This is a genomic window from Nitrosomonas supralitoralis (genome assembly GCF_003011925.2).
GTDB lineage: Bacteria > Pseudomonadota > Gammaproteobacteria > Burkholderiales > Nitrosomonadaceae > Nitrosomonas > Nitrosomonas supralitoralis.
The window spans coordinates 1-17,514 of record NZ_PXXU01000020.1 but is presented as its reverse complement, the minus strand read 5'-3'; the positions used below and the strand labels follow the sequence as shown (position 1 = coordinate 17,514).

The window sequence follows — 17,514 nt, the reverse complement described above, 5'->3', positions numbered from 1 at the left end:
GATAACGTCTCTTAGTCGCAATAACTCTGGCTACTTATGCCCATCATTCGTGTCGCTATTAATGTTCCCGTCGGCACCCTATTTGATTATCAAGCCGAGGATGCTAACGTGCTCGATATTGGGCTACGTGTTTGCGTACCATTTGGTAAAAAAAAGATCACCGGCATTATTATGGCGATCAGTATGGAAACTCAGATACCTATCGAAAAACTCAAATCCGCTTACGGTATTTTTCGAGAAATAAATCCGCTACCACCAGCATTACTGAATTTGTTCCATTTCTGCAGTCAATACTATCATCACCCGCTCGGCATGGTAATTTTGAACAGCTTGCCCGCAATGCTGCGCAACAACAAACCAGTCAAACTGAAAGAATGGTGGGCGCAACATCCATTGGGACTTACGGATTTAGGCAGACAGGTCGACATTGCTAATATTCCTGCCCGCAATCGCGTGGCTCGCCGGTTACTCACGGAGTTCCAGAATGCAACCAATTTGACGGTTCAACAAATCAAACAAATTTCCCCTCGTGCCAGTAAGTTGCTGATTGAATGGAAGCAACTAGGATGGGTAGCCGAAAAGCCAATAATACAAACAACTCCATCTGAAACTGCAATCATTCCTACCTTGACGGCCGAACAAGAGAGTGCAGTAACAACCGTGACTGCTCGACTTGAACAATTCAATACCTGGTTGCTGCATGGGGTGACTGGCAGCGGCAAAACCGAGGTTTATTTGCGTATAATCGAGTCTGCATTGTCCCGCGGGAAGCAAACACTGGTACTGATCCCGGAAATCAACTTAACACCGCAACTGGAAGCGGTTTTTCGTGCGCGATTTTGCACCATTCCCCTGGTCAATCTACATAGCGGACTCAACGACACCGAACGGCTAACGGGTTGGCTGCAAGCACAGCGCGGCGAAGCTAAAATTATTCTAGGTACTCGACTGGCTGTTTTCACACCATTGCCTGAACTAGGCTTGATCATTGTCGATGAAGAACACGACAGCTCATTCAAGCAGCAAGATGGATTGCGTTATTCCGCACGTGATTTGGCAATTTTTCGTGCACGGGAAACCAATATTCCTATAGTCCTGGGCTCTGCCACACCCTCTCTGGAAAGTTATTTCAATGCGATCAATGGGCGTTACCAATATATCCGCCTAGCTTCTCGCGCAGTGAAAAATGCCAGGTTGCCTATGATTCAATATATTGACACACGTATTCATAAATCACAGGATGGATTATCCGTCCCACTGCTCAAAGCGATAGAAAAATGCTTGGCTGAGCAACGCCAAACTCTTATTTTCATCAACCGACGCGGTTATGCACCAGTACTGCTATGCAAATCATGTGCTTGGAGCGCACTCTGCCAGCGTTGCTCCAGTCGATTGGTAGTTCATTTACGCGATAAAAAATTACGTTGCCACCACTGCGGTCATGAAGAAAATTTTCCGCGCGCTTGTCCGCAATGCGGCAATCAGGATATCGCACCATTTGGTCAAGGTACACAGCGTGTGGAAGAATCACTGATCGCACATTTTCCATCAGCGCGGATTTTGCGCATCGACCGTGACAGCACCCGTCGCAAAAATGCTTGGCAAGAAATTTTGCATACCATTCATACCCATCAAGTCGATATTCTGATTGGCACGCAACTGCTAGCTAAAGGACATGATTTCCAGAATTTATCACTGGTTGGCATTCTGAATGCCGACACTTCCCTCTACAGTACGGATTTTCGTGCCAGCGAACGCTTATTTTCGCAACTCATGCAAGTTTCCGGCCGTGCAGGCCGAGCCAATGCTGCAGGACATGTGCTAATTCAAACTGAATTTCCTGATCATCCCCTGTATTATTCGTTGCAACAACACGATTATGATGTCCTCGCACAGACTCTGCTGACGGAAAGAAAAATGGCCGGATTCCCGCCTTATGTTTATCAAGCACTATTACGTGCAGAAGCCCACGACATCAAAATTGTACTCAACTTTCTGAAGCAAGCTGCACATCTGGCGAAACCAACTCAGGCGATACAAATCTTTGATCCAGTGCCTGCTCAGCTGGTACGTTTAAAAGGAATGGAACGTGCTTACTTATTGATACAATCTAGCTCACGTAAACAGTTACAGGCATTTCTGACTGAATGGTCTGTACAAATTAGTACATTAGCTATCCGTAAAGTACGTTGGGTAGTGGATGTTGATCCAATTGAGTTTTGACTCACGTCAGGATCTATATTGAGCAATAAACTCGATGAATTATTCCGAAAAACATGCACCCTTAGCCCAGAAAGTATTGAGAATCAGAAAATTAAACGGCGACTTGCGAAGTTCAATAATATATCAGTAAACTTGGTGACTTGGTCAACGTTAAAAAATCAACTTACAACCTTGCTAATAAAGCGAATAAACTATGACGATCCATCAAAAATTATTAATCTCTGCTGATTCAGAAGCTGTGCTTTTCGCTGCCTCAATCAAGTATGGCGTACTCACTTCAAGTTAATTGAAGAAGTAAATCTGCTTACTATAATCGTTGCTTAATATAATCGGCATAAATCATATACCGATAAATCAACCGAGGAGATAGCTTGCTTTATACGCGTGATGATCACAAGATAAGTATTATTGGTGGCCTGCTCCTGCTGGGATTAACATTAGCAACCGGCATTGCTGTTTACAGTGCAATGCGGCAACAGATTGAATCGGTACTTGGCATAGGTTTACGTGTTGCGCTACAGGGCAAGGCATACCTCGTAGAAAATCAAATTCAAAAAGGAATGGCTGATACACATGCTTTAACTCTCCGTCCATTCCTAATTCAATCAATACAAGAGCTCAATGCTCATCCAGAAAATAAAAGCGCAGTGCACGATCTTGAACGAAATGTTAACTCACTTCTTGAGGCAGGTTTTTCTGCTGCAGTGGTTTATGATGTGAATGGTAATAAATTATCTCAAATTGGCCATTTTTCTAATAATATGGCTCAATCAATATCATTACCAAATTATAATAACACTCACATTATATGGGATGAAAACTTTATTTTGCGCACTCAGATCGATATCACAGATTCAGAGATGCGCCCTATCGGTAGAATTGTGACAGAAATTCACCTGCCACATGTGACTCGCAGATTTAGCGAGATAAGATCCATTGGCAAAACCGGTGAATTCATACTTTGCGCCCCTCCGACCGCTAATACACAGGTAATGGCCTGTTTTATCAGTCAAATGGATGGTGTGAAATTCAAACACCTGAGATATGTGAGAGAAGGTGGGAAACTGCCAATAAGCCTTGCGCTTGATGGCTTGAGCGGTGTCATTGCGGCAAAAGATTATCGCCACATACCGGTAATTGAGGCATATGCACCACTCCAGAATATTGGTTTAGGGATGATTCTAAAATTGGATCAGGAGGAATTATTCGAGCCGGTTAATAATCAATTAATAGTCATCGTTCTTTATCTTGTCGGATTAATAATTGCTGAGATATTGTTATTGAATTGGTTTGTTCGCAAGCTGATTAAATCCGAAAGAGAATCACGCAACGCCAAAGAAACCGCAGAACAGATTTCTATCGAACTGAGTCATAAAGAAATTGAACTGCGCGAACGCCTGAAAGAAATTACTTGTTTGTATGAGATTCGCCGCAGCATTGGACTCGATCTATCTGTCGACAAAGCTTGTCAGCAAATAATTGCGCATCTGATACCTGCTATGCAATATCCCGAACATGCCTCAGTGACGATTGAACTCGATGGACAAAATATTTCTTCCACGACATCGACACAAAATATGACGCACAGATTAAATTCTAAAATCAATGTAAACGGCAAGATATGTGGTCAACTAAGCGTTTTCTATCCTCAAGACAAGCCTTTCTTGGTTCTGGAAGAACAAAAGCTTATTGATGCGATTACCAGTGATCTAGCACGATGGTTAGAGCGCAAACAAGTCGATGAGTTATTGCATGAACGCCTTAAAGAAATCACTTGCCTTTATGAAATTCGCCGTGGCATTGGTATGGAATCGTCGATAGACAATGTTTGCCTGAATATTTTTGAGCATTTGATACCGGCAATGCAATTCCCTAAAATTGCAAGCGCAGTGATCGAACTAAACGGCTGGCGATATTCTTCCGGAAAGTTTGATTCAGAAACCGGAAATCGATTACAGTCAAAAACCAAAATCACTAACAGAAAAACCGGTTTCTGGCGCATAGATCGAGATCCTGCATGTACCTGCTGCTGCTTGATTCATGTGAATGGTAATGTGTGCGGTCATATACGCGTTTATTACCCGATAGACCACCCTTATCTGGTAGTGGAAGAGCATAAGCTCATCAACGCGATCGCCAGCGACTTGGAAAGCTGGTTAGAACGCAAGCGATTAGAACAAGCTCTAGTACTCGTGGCTGAAGAACAAGCACACACCATTGGACAGGAATTGCATGATAATCTCGGACAGCAAATAGCTGCTATTGGCTATCAAGCCAGAGCGCTGGAAAAGCAAATTGTAGTTACAGGAAACACAAGTATGGCGACAGTTGCCGCCTCTATTGCTTCACAAGCGCAAATCTCAGTAATACAAATCAAACAACTGGCACAAGGACTGCTTCCATTTGAAATAGAAGCCAATGGTTTGATTGCTGCATTACAAGCTCTGGCAAATAGAATATCAACGACTTACAGCATCTCTTGCAATTTTTCATGTAAGAATAGCATTATCATTCATGATAATACTTTGGCACTTAATCTATATCGAATTGCCCAGGAAGCTGCCAACAATGCAATTCGCCATGGTAAAGCCCAGCATATCACCCTGTCCTTATCTTCTGATGAAGGAATACTTTGTTTGTCAATTTCCGATGATGGCAGCGGATTTACTGAAACGGATAGAGCATCACAAACAACTTCCGGGATGGGAATAAAAATAATGCAATATCGTGCCAAACAACTGGGTGCAAAATTGAATTTTCTCTCTCGTAACGAAGGCGGTACTGAAGTTCGATTAGAAATGCGGATGACTTAAGATGTCTACAAATAAATACAAAGTAATGCTAGTGGATGATCATGCCATGTTAAGACGAGGCATGGCGATGATGATTAATATGGAACCCGATATGGAGGTATTTGCCGAGGCCGGTGATGGCAACGAAGCATTGGCAATACTGAAAAAGAATGGCCCTGTCGATATTGTTTTATTAGATGTCACGCTTAAAACAGTATCCGGCTTTGAAGTGATTAAAAATATGCATGCACTGATACCCTCGCTTCCTGTCCTATTTGTATCCATGCACGATGAATCCGTTTATGCAGAGCGTGCCTTACGTGCCGGTGCTCGCGGTTATGTGATGAAACAGGAACCTGGCGAGATACTCCTGGCGGCAATTCATGAAGTACTCAAAGGTAACGTTTATTTAAGTAAGGAAATGCATGATAAATTGCTGAAGCGTATCGCATCGGGACACTCCGAGCCAGAACAACTCATCAACACACTAACTCCCAGTGAATTTGAAGTACTTCACATGATCGGACAAGGACATAGCAGCCAAGAAATTGCCAAATTACTTTGCCGCAGCATCAAAACAATTGAAACGCATCGTTTCAATATCCGCGTCAAACTGCATTTAAAGGATGGTGCCGACTTAATCCGCTACGCCACACGCTGGATTTCTGAAGAACATTAGATCACCGACGGCGCAATCAATCCTAAGGGTTTCCCTTATTTAAAAACAATGGATTCCCCAATATTATTTCAGTATTAACCCCCGTAAGATGTTTTCATGTGCAATTCCATTTGGAGTATTATCATTATGAACATTAAATTAGGAAAATATCTTGCAGTTTTGCCGATGCTTTCTATGTTAGTTGCCTGCGCGCAAATGAGCCCAATGGAAGCACGCAATATGGATCACAGTAAGATTGTATCAGAAGCCAAAACGTCCAATGACTACGAAAATTTAGCCAATTACTACGACAAGCTGGCCAATGAAATGACAGCAAAAGTTGAAGAGAAAAAGGTATTGTTAGAACAATACGAAGATCATAGCAATCATTATGGCAGACGTGGGCAGGATTATAAATCACACACATTGGCTAATATTCGCTACTACCAAGAAGCAGCGACAGATGCCATTCAGCAAGCGGGTTATCATCGCAAAATCGCTGCCGAGCTTAAGAAAAGTGAATATGCACAATCATTTGACAGCCCGAACCAAAAAGAAAACCGTAAAGTCAAAGCGAGACTCAGTTCTGAACCTAGCGACTTGAAAAGAAATTAAAGCGTTTTCTTATTTTAAGAGGCGGTTTATTTATGATCATATTTTTGAGTTAGTATCGCTGTTAATATATTGCCAAAGAGACATGGAATGTTAATATACGTTCCATGTCTCTTTGGCAATTTCTATTTGTATGTATGAATGAACCGTACCATCACTCTAAAAAAAAATTCCTGAAATGGCTGTCGATCGTCTTTATAATAGGAAGCACGTTTTTTTCCTTTTCATACGCAACCACTCCTTACGCAAACAATTTAAAAAAATATTTTAAAGATAGCCGGATTGAATTCGGTGGTTGGATTCACGGTGGTGCAACTTTTAACCCCAGCCAAGCGGGTGGTTATAATGGGCCTGTTGCTTTTTCTGATCGAGCCAATCGATTTCAGTTAAATCAATTCAATCTGTTTCTGCAACGCCCAGTAATATCGGAAACCAGAACATGGGATTTTGGCGGGCGTTTTGATTTTTTGTTTGGAACCGATGCGATTTATACACAAGCTTTTGGCGTACCAACTTTTGATGTCAATTCCGGCGAAGCTCTCAAACGCAATAACTGGGATCTTCATCTATGTTGTTCATCAACTCGCACGTATGGAATCGCACTCCCGCAAGCCTACTTGGAAGCACACGTGCCGATTGGAAAAAACGGACTCAACCTAAAAGCAGGACATTTTTACTCGCCAACCGGTTTTGAAACCGTCCCGGCTCCTGACAATTTTTTCTACACCCGCGCTTACTCTTTTAATGCTGGAGAACCCTTCACACACACCGGATTACAGGCAAACTATATAGTCAACAACAATTGGTCTATCTCCGGAAGTGCTGTTACCGGTAGCGCAACCGGTGGGTGGGATAGTGGATGGAATAGACAACTCGGCAATTGGGGTGGCATTGCGGGTATTACCTGGACCAGTGATAACCAGGCCACCTCACTCAACGCTACCGGCACTTATGGCAAGATTTCAACACGAAGCGACGAATCATGGGGAATGTACAATATTGTATTTCAACACAAAATAAATCCTAAAACCCTGCTGGTACTGCATCATGTTCATGGCTATGCGGGTGGCGTATTATTAAATAATCTAAAATATACCAATGTAGTAAAGAATGCTGAATGGATTGGTTTTGTAACGCACTTATACCATGATCTTACGGAGAATTTATCGATAGGTATGCGCGGAGAGTGGTTTCGGGATCGCGATGGATTTCGCAATCCTTCTCCATTTCGAGTTGCTGCTGCAACTAACATCGTAAACGGCATAACCACGAGTTATGCCGGAAATCTCAGCAGCGTCACCATTACACCTGCCGACTACTATGCGGCCACTATTGGCTTAAACTGGAAAGCCGCTAAAACACTTAAGCTTAAATGGGAAGCGGTGAAAAAAATCAACATCCGACCGAATATTCGTTATGATAGGGTCGATGCTTTGCATACAGCTACTTATCGACCCTTTGCAGGCAATAAAGATCAGATTTTGTTTTCGCTTGATTTCGTAATTCCTTTTTAGCGATCCAACAACTTAGAAACACAAGTCATGCGAATACAAGTCTTATCTTTAACTTTTACTACTCCAGACTAAACTAAGATCAAGCTACTAATTTGAATTGATCTTTTCTTTACTGGTTGGAGCGTTCCTTTCTTTTGTCGCCATTCTTTTATGAAATTCAGCAAATTTTATACTTTCTTGCAAGGTTTTTTCATGCGCACGAATATTCGCAGATGTATGTGACTGCAAATCCAGACCTCTTCTTCCATAATAGTATGGGCGTGCTTCATATGCTTCAAGGATTTTTTTATTCTTCTGCAGTCTTGATCTTGCTTCTTCAGCTACGGTTTCATAATAATTAACCAAAGCCTCATGATCATTATTTGCGATCCCTGTCGGGGCAATCAAAGATGCATTCATTTGTGCACAAGCGCTCAGAATAACCAGCGCTATCACTCCTATTGATATTTTCAATGCTTTCATAATGAATACCTCCTCTAACATATGGCACTATCATAATTTGATCAGTACCTTGTGTATATTGGGAAAACTATTGTTTTTTATTAATGGAAACCATTAACCATAGTGATTACAATACCTCTCGTAGAAATCACTACGAATAAATCAATGTCACGTTTAACGAACTAATTTGAAGAAATAGCTGCAGTATGCAATCTAACTTGGAATACCCGGGATGGCTGATATTCAGGATCATTGTTTGCTATCCCATTGGGTGCAACCAATGATGAATTCATTTGTGCACAAGCACTCAGAATAGCTAGCGCCCATGCCAATAATGACAATTTCAACGTTTTCATCATGAATACCTCCTGTTTTACGGTATGGCATCATCTTAGTTTGGTAAACGCTAGGCGTATATTGGGCAAAACCATTGTTTTCTATCAATGGAAACCATTAACCTTGTCTTTGTAACTACAATAGTTTTCAGACAAAAGCTATTAGAAAGACAATATTTATCAGAACGTTAATTTAATAACCCTTAAAATGAAATGTAACTTGAAATGTTCAGGATGGCTGATATTCGCCTTGACGAGCGGCATCCTTCTTTGCTCAATCTATTCTGATAATCTTTGTGCCAGCAGCTTTAAAGAATTCCTTACCCGTCATAAACTGGACTTCGGCGGCTGGATTCATGGGGGCGCAACGTTAAATCCCAGCCAATCCGGAGGGTTTAATGGCCCTGTCATTTTTGCCGATCAGGCCAACAAGTTTCAGTTGAATCAATTTAACCTGTTTATGCGGCGTTCGGTCGTCTCTGAAGGCAAAGCATGGGACTTTGGCGGGCGTTTCGATTTTATGTTCGGAACTGATGCTATTTTCACTCAAGCGTTTGGCGTACCAGCGTTTGATGTCAATGATGGAACGCCGCTCAAAAGAAATAATTGGGACCTCAACCTATGCTGCGCCTCTACTCGCACCTACGGTATAGCTCTGCCACAAGCATTTTTTGAAGCATATGTACCTGTTGGTAACGGGCTCAACGTAAAATTAGGTCACTTCTATACCCCTACCGGCTTCGAAACCGTTCCAGCACCCGACAACTTTTTCTATACACGTGCTTATACCTTGAATGTCGGTGAACCTTTCACTCATACGGGAATGCTGGCCACTTATCAAGCTAACGCAAATTGGCAAATTATCGGAGGCCCATTAACAGGCAGCGCAACGGGTGGCTGGGATGCTGGCTGGGATAGGCAACTAAGCAGTTGGAGTGGATTGGGAGGATTCACCTGGACCAGCGACAATCAAGCCACTTCATTACATCTATCTGGCACCTATGGTGAAACTTCCGCGCGCAGCAGTGAAATCTGGGGGTTCTACAATATCGTCTTTAAACACAGAATCACCCCCAGAACCTTGTTGGTTTTACACCATGTCTATGGCCATGCTGGCGGCGTGCTGCTGAACAACTTAAAATATACCAACGTAATCAAAGATGCTGAATGGTTCAGCGCCCTCATCCATCTCTACTATGACCTGACCGACAATGTATCGATCGGCGCACGTGGCGAATGGTATCGTGACGAAGAAGGCTTTCGTAACCCCTCGCCATTCCGAATCGCCGCTGCCACCAATGTTGTGAATGGCACTACCGTCAGCTATGCTGGCAATCCCAACGTTGTCACCTCAGCTCCGGCCGATTATTATAACGTGACGCTCGGTTTAAACTGGAAAGCCGCCAAAACGCTTAAACTGACCTGGAATGCACTGAAAAAACTCACGATCCGCCCGAACATTCGCTATGACCGGGCCGATGCGTATCATACAACCGCATACCGGCCGTTCGGCGGCAACAAAGATCAGATCCTGTTTTCACTCGATTTTTTGCTGCCCTTTTAGGGATTGGAATAACTGGCATTGCTGTATCCGCTCGGAAAATCGGATTATTGCTTCCAGAGTCAATATAAAGTAAGTTGATTTTAAAAAAGAGCCACTTAAAAGAGGAGTAACAAGATGATACTTCCGCAGAGAGATAAAGAACCTGATTTGGCGTTTTCCGGACTGGCTATACTTATTCTATTTGGATTCTTAATAATACATGATAATCCGATCAAGAGTTCCCGTCCCGTTGACACTACCTCAAGCGAACTTTTAGATCTAAACATAAAGGATCATGCCTACGAAAGCTGATAGTGGGAAGATCCTTTTGGTAAAAAATTTCAATACGCGACTTCATCTTTGACAAATCATATTTTGCCTTAATGATTCCCCCCCTGCCTTTCCAAATGCGCTTCCACGTCCCTTTGACTAAATCCTATCGCACTGGCGACACGATCCGCATGACTGACTTTGGAGATACCTTCAATCATTCGGTGCGTCGGACCTTGCGGCATAAATTCAACTTGCAAATAGCGGCCAATGCTGTCTTTTTGCAACAGTTCGCACAGCTCATGGTTGTGCGTGACCAGTAAAGTGCTGGCACCAAGTTTATGGAATCCTTTCAGGATATATTCCGAAATGGTCATTTTTTCTTCAAACGTTGTGCCTTCGGATAATTCATCCAGCACCACCAGACTGAGCGCGGTGGCATTAAAGAAAATCTCCTTGGTGCGCTGGAGTTCATGGCCGAAACGCCCCATTGCGGCGCTGAGCTGGCCGGGGTCGGGCACTTGATAATAGAGATGTTCCGCTGGAACCAGTTGCCCTTGTGTGGCAGGAATATAGCAGCCGATTTGCCCGAGTAGCTGAATTTGCACCACGGTCTTGCAATATGCCGTTTTGCCGCCACTGTTCGGGCCGGTGATAATCAGTACGCGCCCTGCCTGATCGAGGTGAATATCATTCGGCACGTAATCCGGAATGCTTTTGATCAATAATGGGTTTCGGGCTTGAATGACGGTCAGGCGGTGCTGTTTTTCATCGAGAATCTGCGGCAATACCTTGTCGCCGACAAGCGACTGACCATAGCGACAAAAAGACAATAACTCATCCAGCATGCCGAATGCTTCGACAGTCTTGGCCAGTTCCGGGCTTTCGCGGAATTGCTTGCGCAACGGATAAATAATCGAATCACGGTCGGATACGCCCATCGCCAGCAGCAAAATCGGGAATACCGGAACGGTTAGCGCCAGAATGCCATAACCGATGTAAGATACATTGAACTGCGGCATGAAGTTTTGAAAGAAAAACAGAATGCCATACGACGCAGCAAAAAAAGTTACTATTGGCACGAGTTTAAACAATGAAGGCCGGAAACGTGAAAACAGATCAAAAGCCGATTTTTCTTTTTGGCTCTTGAACTTGCTGCCGGAGACGTAAGCCGGACCTTGCATCAAAGCATAAATGCGCGATCGGCCGAAATCACGAAAAGCATCCAGCAGTGTGCGCAAATAGGGAGATTGTGGTTGCGGAATTTGTGCAGCGCCTTCAACCAGATCCACGGCAAATTCGGTTCCGTCGACGTATTGCCGATAACCATAGCCGCCAAATTCTAGCTTATCCGTGCGACTGCTCGGATCCTCGGTCGTCAGGCCGCCGACAAATTCACCATACAACAGATATTTCAATGATTTTTCTCCAGAAGCCGTTTTACTCACAAATTTTGTGATCGCATCATACAATTGCGGATCCGATTCCATTTCACGCAACGCTATCTGCTTCTGTTGCAACATTATCGCATCCTGAGCCGGACGGGCGATGGAGCGATACAGCGTCAGCCGGCCGGTCTCTGTTTGGGTTTGGTTGATCGCATGAAACAGGGCTTCCGCCTCAATTGCTTCAAAGGTTTTTGCATCCAGTGTCTCATAATCATTTTCGGTGGGACGGATATCCTCGACCGTTGTGGGCTGATCGGAATGGGATAAGATGAATTTTTTGCGCCAAATATTGATCATACGGAATGTCTGTTAAAGGTTTTATCGGTTTTTATGAGTTGTCAGCGAGCAACGCTAACTGAACGTGTAAAATACGCATTTTTGCAGTGAAACACAACACGATGACATTTCCTGTCTATCCACACATTGCTTCTGACGATGCCATTCATTAACAAACCGTTCCGATGGGTCAGTTTTATCGCCATAACAAGCGCAATTGCGTTTGCAAGTTGGCATTACACCCGACCTAAACCACTAGAGGTGGATTTAGCCCTCATCGCCAAAGGCAATGTAGAAACCACGATTGTCAACACGCGCGCTGGCACGATCAAATCCTGCCAGCGATCCAACCTTGCACCCATGACGGGTGGGCAGATCGCAAAAATCAGGGTAAAAGAAGGCGATCATGTGCAAAAGGGCCAGATTTTATTGGAATTATGGAATGAGGATCTGCTGGCACAACGCGAACTGGCACAACGTCAACTAGCAATGGCGCAAGAACGTCGCCGCGAAACCTGCATTCTGGCGGAAAATGCCCGACGCGAATCAATCCGTACTCAACAATTGGTGGAAAAGGGTTTTGTCAGCTCGCAGCGCGCCGACGATACCAATGCCAACGCACGTTCCCGTCAGGCCAGTTGCGAAGCGGCCATTTCCGACATCAAGCGTGCCGAAGCGCAGATTCACGTATCCCAGGCCGGAATTGACCGTACTATTATCAGCGCGCCGTTTTCCGGCGTGATTGGAAAAATTTCCGGCGAATTAGGCGAATACACCACGCCTTCGCCACCCGGTATCCCTACCCCGCCGACGATCGATCTGATCGATGACAGTTGTCTGTATGTCACCGCTCCGATGGATGAAGTCGATGCGCCCAAAATCAGGGTGGGGCAGGAAGCGCGCATCACGCTGGATGCCATGCCGGAAAAAGTCTTTCCCGGCAAAATACGGCGCATTGCGCCTTATGTGACTGAAATCGAGAAACAGGCGCGCACGGTGGATATCGAAATGGATTTTCTGCAGATTCCAACGGATACCTTGCTCGTCGGTTACAGCGCCGATGTGGAAGTGATCCTTGAACGCAAGGAAAATGTCCTGCGTATCCCGACGCAAGCCATCCGGCAAAATAATAAAGTCTGGACGGTGGATGAAAAAAATCGATTAGTTGAGCAATCACTGGAAACCGGTTTGAGCAATTGGAGTTTTACCGAAATCCGCAGCGGGTTGAAAGCAGGGGATCAAGTTCTGATGTCCTTTGATCAGGACGATATCAAAGCGGGCGTTGCCGTGCAACCCAAGCCACAATAATCATGATACGCCTGACCGCGATAACTCGCACATTTTATATGGGTGACCAGGCGGTGTATGCGCTGAATGACATCAATCTGCAAATTGCATCTGGGGAGTATGTTTCGATCATGGGACCTTCCGGTTCGGGAAAATCCACGTTGCTGAATATTCTCGGTTTACTGGATAAACCCGATAACGGGCGTTACGAACTGGATGAAAAATTGATTACCGATTTATCAGAAACCGAGCAAGCACAAATCCGCCGTGAAAAAATCGGCTTTGTGTTTCAATCGTTCCATCTTGTTCCACGCCTGACTGCCGCAGAAAATATCGAATTGCCATTAATACTCAGCGGCATACCAAATGAGCAGCGGCAAATCCGTGTTAATGAGGCATTGCAGGCTTTCGAGCTAAAAGAACGCGCGCATCACCGCCCGGCGGAGCTTTCCGGCGGACAGCGCCAGCGCGTAGCAATTGCGCGCGCAACCATCATGCAGCCCAGTGTCATTCTGGCGGATGAACCCACCGGAAACCTGGATCATCAAATCGGCGCAGAAGTGATGACACTCTTGGAAAATCTGCATCAACATGGAACCACATTAATTGTCGTTACGCACGATCGGGAACTGGGTGCGCGTGCGCTTCGTCAGATCGGCATGCGCGATGGAAAAATTTTGACAGATCAAACTGATGACGCTGGTTGATACTTTACAAGTCTCATTTAAAACAGTGCTGAGCTATCGCATCCGCTCATTGCTGATCGTACTCGCGATGGCATTGGGCGTAGCCGCTGTAGTGGTGTTGACAGCACTGGGTGATGGCGCAAGAAACTATGTAATCAATCAATTTTCTTCCATCGGTACCAACCTGCTGGTGGTATTACCCGGGCGGGCAGAAACTTCGGGAGCCTTCTTGGGCGCAGTGCTAGGCCAGACACCGCGCGATCTGACGTTAAAAGATGCGCAATTGATCGGCCGTTTGCCGCAAGTACGGCGCTATGCACCGCTCAATGTCGGCGAGGCAGAGCTATCTGCAGCCAATCGCCTGCGCGAAGTGACAGTGCTCGGCAGTAACGCCAACCTGATACCGATCCGACACATGAAACTAGCGCAAGGGAGTTTTTTGGCGCAGGGCACTGCGAGTAATGCTCAGATCGTTCTAGGCGCAAAAATAGCCAATGAATTCTTTCCTCGCACTCAAGCCATCGGTCAGCGCATTCGACTGGGTGATAGCCGATTCCTGGTCTCTGGTGTTCTGACGGCACAAGGAGAAACCATGGGATACAATACTGATGAAATAGTCATTATCCCGATTGGCTATGCCCAGACAATGTTTAATACTACTTCACTATTCCGCATCCTGATTGAAGCCAAGAGTCACAGCGAAATCGAGCCGGCGAAGCAAGCGATATTAGCGACTGTAAAACAGAGTCATGATGGAGAAGAAGACATTACCGTGATTACGCAAGATGCCATTCTCTCGACCTTTGACCGCATCCTGCAGGCACTGACCTTGGCAGTCGCGGGGATTGCCGCGATCAGTCTGATTGTTGCCGGTATTCTGGTGATGAATGTAATGCTGGTTGCGGTCAGTCAACGCACCGCAGAGATCGGCCTGCTGAAAGCCATCGGAGCAACCTCCGCAGATATCCGCCGCTTGTTCTTTGCCGAAGCACTTTTATTGTCGTTGGCAGGCGCTATTTTAGGATTTCTGTTAGGACAATTTGGCAGCTTGATGTTACGTCTGGCGTTTCCCCAGCTTCCCGCCTGGCCGCCAGCATGGGCTTCTATTGCAGGGATTACGGTCGCATTGATAACCGGAGTTCTGGCCAGTTTGATGCCCGCCAGCAAAGCAGCCAAACTGAATGCAGTGAATGCACTGGGGAAAAAATAAACTTCATAGGCATGCTTCGCTTTTTTATTTGTTGGCAGTCAACCCAACGCTCAAAGTTTGCCGATCTTAGCGGCGACTTACCCGTCTACAAAATTGGATCAAGCTTAATCAACCCATTGCCCACCATTATAAAAATCACTGCTTGTCCTCAGCCAATTCACCGTCAGCACCAGAAGCATCTGTATCATGTTTTGTAACATCATCCGGTCCATAGGCTGACATTTTCGGTCTATCCATCAGATGCCCATCAGGTGTTCTTTTTGGTTCATTACAAGCAGCAAGCACCCAGGTTGAAAATAGTACAGCCATGAATAAATATTTTATCATCATCATTTTATTCTCCTGCGCATGAAACGTTAGCTTAATCTAATTATGTCGCAGATATGAAATTATTGTTTAATATATGGAAATATTTAGCAGAATAAGTTGCTCAGCAGCAATCATTATATTGTCTATTCAGTCGCTTTTCTGAAATGCGAGAAACCGTCGGATCACGACTGTTATAATTTTGTATCGGGGTCAATTCGAGGTAATTAAAAAATGAAAGCAAAAATAAGAGAACGTTCGGAGTTTGCGCGCTGGAGTTTCAAGCATGCGTGCTTGTCCGCTGCGATCGCAGCTCTGGCTGTTATGGGATATCGTTTTGGCCTGATGAATTACCAGGTGGCATTGATAATTATTCTCGGAGGAGCCGCGCTGGGTATGATGGCCATCCTTTCCGCCATTGTCAGCATTCTCGCCATCATTACAGCCGTCGACACCAAAGTAACGGGTACGCTATCGGCACTCGCTGGACTGGCGCTTGGCCTTGCAGTTGTGGTGCCTGTTTTTCTCACCATTCAGGCGGGATATAAAGTACCGCGCATTCACGACATCACCACCGACCTGCAAAATCCTCCCAGCTTTGGAACCGTTCTTACTTTGCGAACAACGGAGCACAACTCGGTTGACCGGAAAACTCCAGCTAATCTTACTGAACTTCAGCAAGCAGGGTACCCCGACCTCGGCCCTTTGTTGATCGATAAAGATCCGAGTTTAGTCTTTGCAGAAGCGGTTGCACTCGTCAAGGCGCGTGGTTGGGACATCATTACTGACTCTGCAGAAAATGGCATCATCGAAGCGACTGATACAACCAGGATCATGGGCTTTAAGGATGATGTTGTGATTCGCGTATCCGCTAAAGACGATAAAACGATCGTAGATATGCGTTCCGCTTCCCGTATTGGCATTAGCGACATGGGTACCAATGCTGCGCGTATTAAAGCGTTCTTAGCCGACCTCAACAGTAAAGTAGCAACATAATTAAAATGTAAAACTTTAGTAGTGTGACATTCACAATCAACGACTATCGTCAGCACACATATCATTGAAGTTAGCGACGTCTGGTGCATGATGATCACACTTTTTGTTACTATTCCTAATCCTGGCAAATTGTTAAGCACGTTTTTCGCACAGGTTGATGCAAATTAAAAACAAACGGAAATGCACAATTTATGCTAATCAATAGGCGCTCTCAGCACTTTTCTAAAGCCGCAACAGGGATGCAGACAGTTCTCAACGACTTGTCAAGAATCAGTAAGAATGGAGTTTAATCTTGACAAGATGAGCTAAATACACCATTATCGCCCCCGAAAATGAAATTGTGATGATTCATAAAGAAAGAGAAACAATCGGCTTAGTCGATTACAGTTTGAAAGCACCGGAACAGCAGCAAAATGCAACAACTTCGAATCCCGTGTTTGCTTCAATCTGATATAATCCCCCGGTTGCTTAACAAGCTGGAAGTAATTCGATGGTATTTAAGCGCCCGTAGCTCAGTTGGATAGAGTACTTGGCTACGAACCAAGGGGTCGTGGGTTCGAATCCTGCCGGGCGCGCCAACTCATCGAATAATCTATTACAATTCAATAAACAGACTTATCCGCTTTTTCCAGTCATTTCACAAATGGCCAAGTAGCTCAGTCGGTAGAGCAGAGGACTGAAAATCCTTGTGTCGGTGGTTCGATTCCGCCCTTGGCCACCAAATAAATAAAGCACTTAGCATGTAAATAGGCTAAGTGCTTTTTAAATTTCCAAATAAATCCAGATTTCCCATTAGGTTTGATTTCTAATGGAAGCCATTAGAATAAGCTGTTATAAATAAGCATATTTTGGTAAATTAAAGCTGTTTTCTAGATGTATATTTTTCATCCGGGAGGTTTTGATGGAATTTAAGCTTT

14 protein-coding genes and 2 tRNA genes are annotated in these 17,514 nt (G+C 44.7%); 12 read left to right on the top strand and 4 right to left on the bottom strand.

From position 1 onward, the window contains the following. The first annotated feature begins 36 nt into the window (after window positions 1–36). From C7H79_RS08055 to C7H79_RS08035, 5 genes are all read left to right on the top strand, one after another. Entirely contained in the window at window positions 37–2,223 is a 2,187-nt protein-coding gene (locus C7H79_RS08055) for a primosomal protein N' (RefSeq protein WP_106706771.1), read from the top strand. A gap of 371 nt (window positions 2,224–2,594) precedes the next feature. After that, window positions 2,595–5,036, top strand: coding sequence for a sensor histidine kinase (locus C7H79_RS08050; RefSeq protein ID WP_242447202.1), 2,442 nt, complete (start codon window positions 2,595–2,597; stop codon window positions 5,034–5,036). Window position 5,037: 1 nt separating this feature from the next. Further along, window positions 5,038–5,694: a response regulator gene (locus tag C7H79_RS08045; RefSeq protein WP_106706770.1), complete on the top strand. Its 657-nt coding sequence runs from the start codon at window positions 5,038–5,040 to the stop codon at window positions 5,692–5,694. 126 nt (window positions 5,695–5,820) lie between these two features. After that, a complete protein-coding gene (locus C7H79_RS08040) occupies window positions 5,821–6,288 on the top strand; it encodes a hypothetical protein (RefSeq protein ID WP_106706769.1) in 468 nt (155 codons plus the stop codon). A 134-nt stretch (window positions 6,289–6,422) separates the two neighbouring features. After that, entirely contained in the window at window positions 6,423–7,799 is a 1,377-nt protein-coding gene (locus C7H79_RS08035; RefSeq protein ID WP_106706801.1) for a porin, read from the top strand. An 87-nt stretch (window positions 7,800–7,886) separates the two neighbouring features. Here C7H79_RS08035 and C7H79_RS08030 read toward each other — a convergent pair whose 3' ends face one another. Next, the gene (locus C7H79_RS08030; RefSeq protein WP_106706768.1) at window positions 7,887–8,261 is read right to left on the bottom strand and encodes a hypothetical protein; all 375 of its coding nucleotides are present in this window, start codon (window positions 8,259–8,261) and stop codon (window positions 7,887–7,889) included. A 161-nt stretch (window positions 8,262–8,422) separates the two neighbouring features. Beyond that, complete coding sequence (locus C7H79_RS17910; RefSeq protein ID WP_172592385.1) at window positions 8,423–8,599, bottom strand: hypothetical protein; 177 nt, start codon at window positions 8,597–8,599, stop codon at window positions 8,423–8,425. 184 nt (window positions 8,600–8,783) lie between these two features. Here C7H79_RS17910 and C7H79_RS08025 point away from each other — a divergent pair, with 184 nt between their 5' ends. Then, window positions 8,784–10,139, top strand: coding sequence for a porin (locus C7H79_RS08025; RefSeq protein ID WP_106706767.1), 1,356 nt, complete (start codon window positions 8,784–8,786; stop codon window positions 10,137–10,139). 359 nt (window positions 10,140–10,498) lie between these two features. Here C7H79_RS08025 and C7H79_RS08020 read toward each other — a convergent pair whose 3' ends face one another. Continuing rightward, window positions 10,499–12,133, bottom strand: coding sequence for a MutS-related protein (locus tag C7H79_RS08020; RefSeq protein WP_106706766.1), 1,635 nt, complete (start codon window positions 12,131–12,133; stop codon window positions 10,499–10,501). A gap of 138 nt (window positions 12,134–12,271) precedes the next feature. On the opposite strand from C7H79_RS08020, the gene C7H79_RS08015 reads away from it, so the two are divergent. The 3 genes from C7H79_RS08015 to C7H79_RS08005 are packed head-to-tail and all read left to right on the top strand — an operon-like array spanning window position 12,272 to window position 15,295. Beyond that, window positions 12,272–13,420, top strand: a complete 1,149-nt coding sequence (locus tag C7H79_RS08015) for an efflux RND transporter periplasmic adaptor subunit (RefSeq protein ID WP_106706765.1) — start codon at window positions 12,272–12,274, stop codon at window positions 13,418–13,420. A gap of 2 nt (window positions 13,421–13,422) precedes the next feature. Beyond that, complete coding sequence (locus tag C7H79_RS08010) at window positions 13,423–14,106, top strand: ABC transporter ATP-binding protein (protein ID WP_106706764.1); 684 nt, start codon at window positions 13,423–13,425, stop codon at window positions 14,104–14,106. Beyond that, window positions 14,093–15,295, top strand: a complete 1,203-nt coding sequence (locus tag C7H79_RS08005) for an ABC transporter permease (protein WP_106706763.1) — start codon at window positions 14,093–14,095, stop codon at window positions 15,293–15,295. The genes C7H79_RS08010 and C7H79_RS08005 overlap by 14 nt, the downstream gene beginning before the upstream one ends. 135 nt (window positions 15,296–15,430) lie before the next feature. On the opposite strand, the gene C7H79_RS08000 is transcribed toward C7H79_RS08005, so the two are convergent. Beyond that, window positions 15,431–15,628 carry a hypothetical protein gene (locus C7H79_RS08000; protein WP_242447201.1) on the bottom strand — a complete coding sequence of 66 codons (198 nt, stop codon included), beginning with the start codon at window positions 15,626–15,628 and terminating at the stop codon, window positions 15,431–15,433. 207 nt (window positions 15,629–15,835) lie between these two features. Between C7H79_RS08000 and C7H79_RS07995 the strand changes: the two genes are divergently transcribed. The 3 genes from C7H79_RS07995 to C7H79_RS07985 all read left to right on the top strand — a co-directional run bounded on the left by C7H79_RS07995 (window position 15,836) and on the right by C7H79_RS07985 (window position 17,318). Further along, window positions 15,836–16,597, top strand: coding sequence for a DUF1499 domain-containing protein (locus C7H79_RS07995; RefSeq protein WP_106706762.1), 762 nt, complete (start codon window positions 15,836–15,838; stop codon window positions 16,595–16,597). Between the two features lie 501 nt (window positions 16,598–17,098). Then, window positions 17,099–17,175, top strand: a tRNA-Arg gene (locus C7H79_RS07990). Between the two features lie 67 nt (window positions 17,176–17,242). Next, window positions 17,243–17,318 (top strand) — tRNA-Phe (locus tag C7H79_RS07985). Window positions 17,319–17,514: the final 196 nt, after the last annotated feature.

Bases quoted from the DNA above. Each gene is read 5' to 3' on its own strand.
- C7H79_RS08010 (WP_106706764.1), top strand. From the start codon at position 13,423: ATGATACGCCTGACCGCGATAACTCGCACATTTTATATGGGTGACCAG.
- C7H79_RS08025 (WP_106706767.1), top strand. From the start codon at position 8,784: ATGAAATGTAACTTGAAATGTTCAGGATGGCTGATATTCGCCTTGACG.
- C7H79_RS08000 (WP_242447201.1), bottom strand. From the start codon at position 15,628: ATGATGATGATAAAATATTTATTCATGGCTGTACTATTTTCAACCTGG.
- C7H79_RS08055 (WP_106706771.1), top strand. From the start codon at position 37: ATGCCCATCATTCGTGTCGCTATTAATGTTCCCGTCGGCACCCTATTT.
- C7H79_RS07995 (WP_106706762.1), top strand. From the start codon at position 15,836: ATGAAAGCAAAAATAAGAGAACGTTCGGAGTTTGCGCGCTGGAGTTTC.
- C7H79_RS08020 (WP_106706766.1), bottom strand. From the start codon at position 12,133: ATGATCAATATTTGGCGCAAAAAATTCATCTTATCCCATTCCGATCAG.
- C7H79_RS08035 (WP_106706801.1), top strand. From the start codon at position 6,423: ATGAATGAACCGTACCATCACTCTAAAAAAAAATTCCTGAAATGGCTG.
- C7H79_RS08045 (WP_106706770.1), top strand. From the start codon at position 5,038: ATGTCTACAAATAAATACAAAGTAATGCTAGTGGATGATCATGCCATG.
- C7H79_RS17910 (WP_172592385.1), bottom strand. From the start codon at position 8,599: ATGATGAAAACGTTGAAATTGTCATTATTGGCATGGGCGCTAGCTATT.
- C7H79_RS08040 (WP_106706769.1), top strand. From the start codon at position 5,821: ATGAACATTAAATTAGGAAAATATCTTGCAGTTTTGCCGATGCTTTCT.
- C7H79_RS08005 (WP_106706763.1), top strand. From the start codon at position 14,093: ATGACGCTGGTTGATACTTTACAAGTCTCATTTAAAACAGTGCTGAGC.
- C7H79_RS08030 (WP_106706768.1), bottom strand. From the start codon at position 8,261: ATGAAAGCATTGAAAATATCAATAGGAGTGATAGCGCTGGTTATTCTG.
- C7H79_RS08015 (WP_106706765.1), top strand. From the start codon at position 12,272: ATGCCATTCATTAACAAACCGTTCCGATGGGTCAGTTTTATCGCCATA.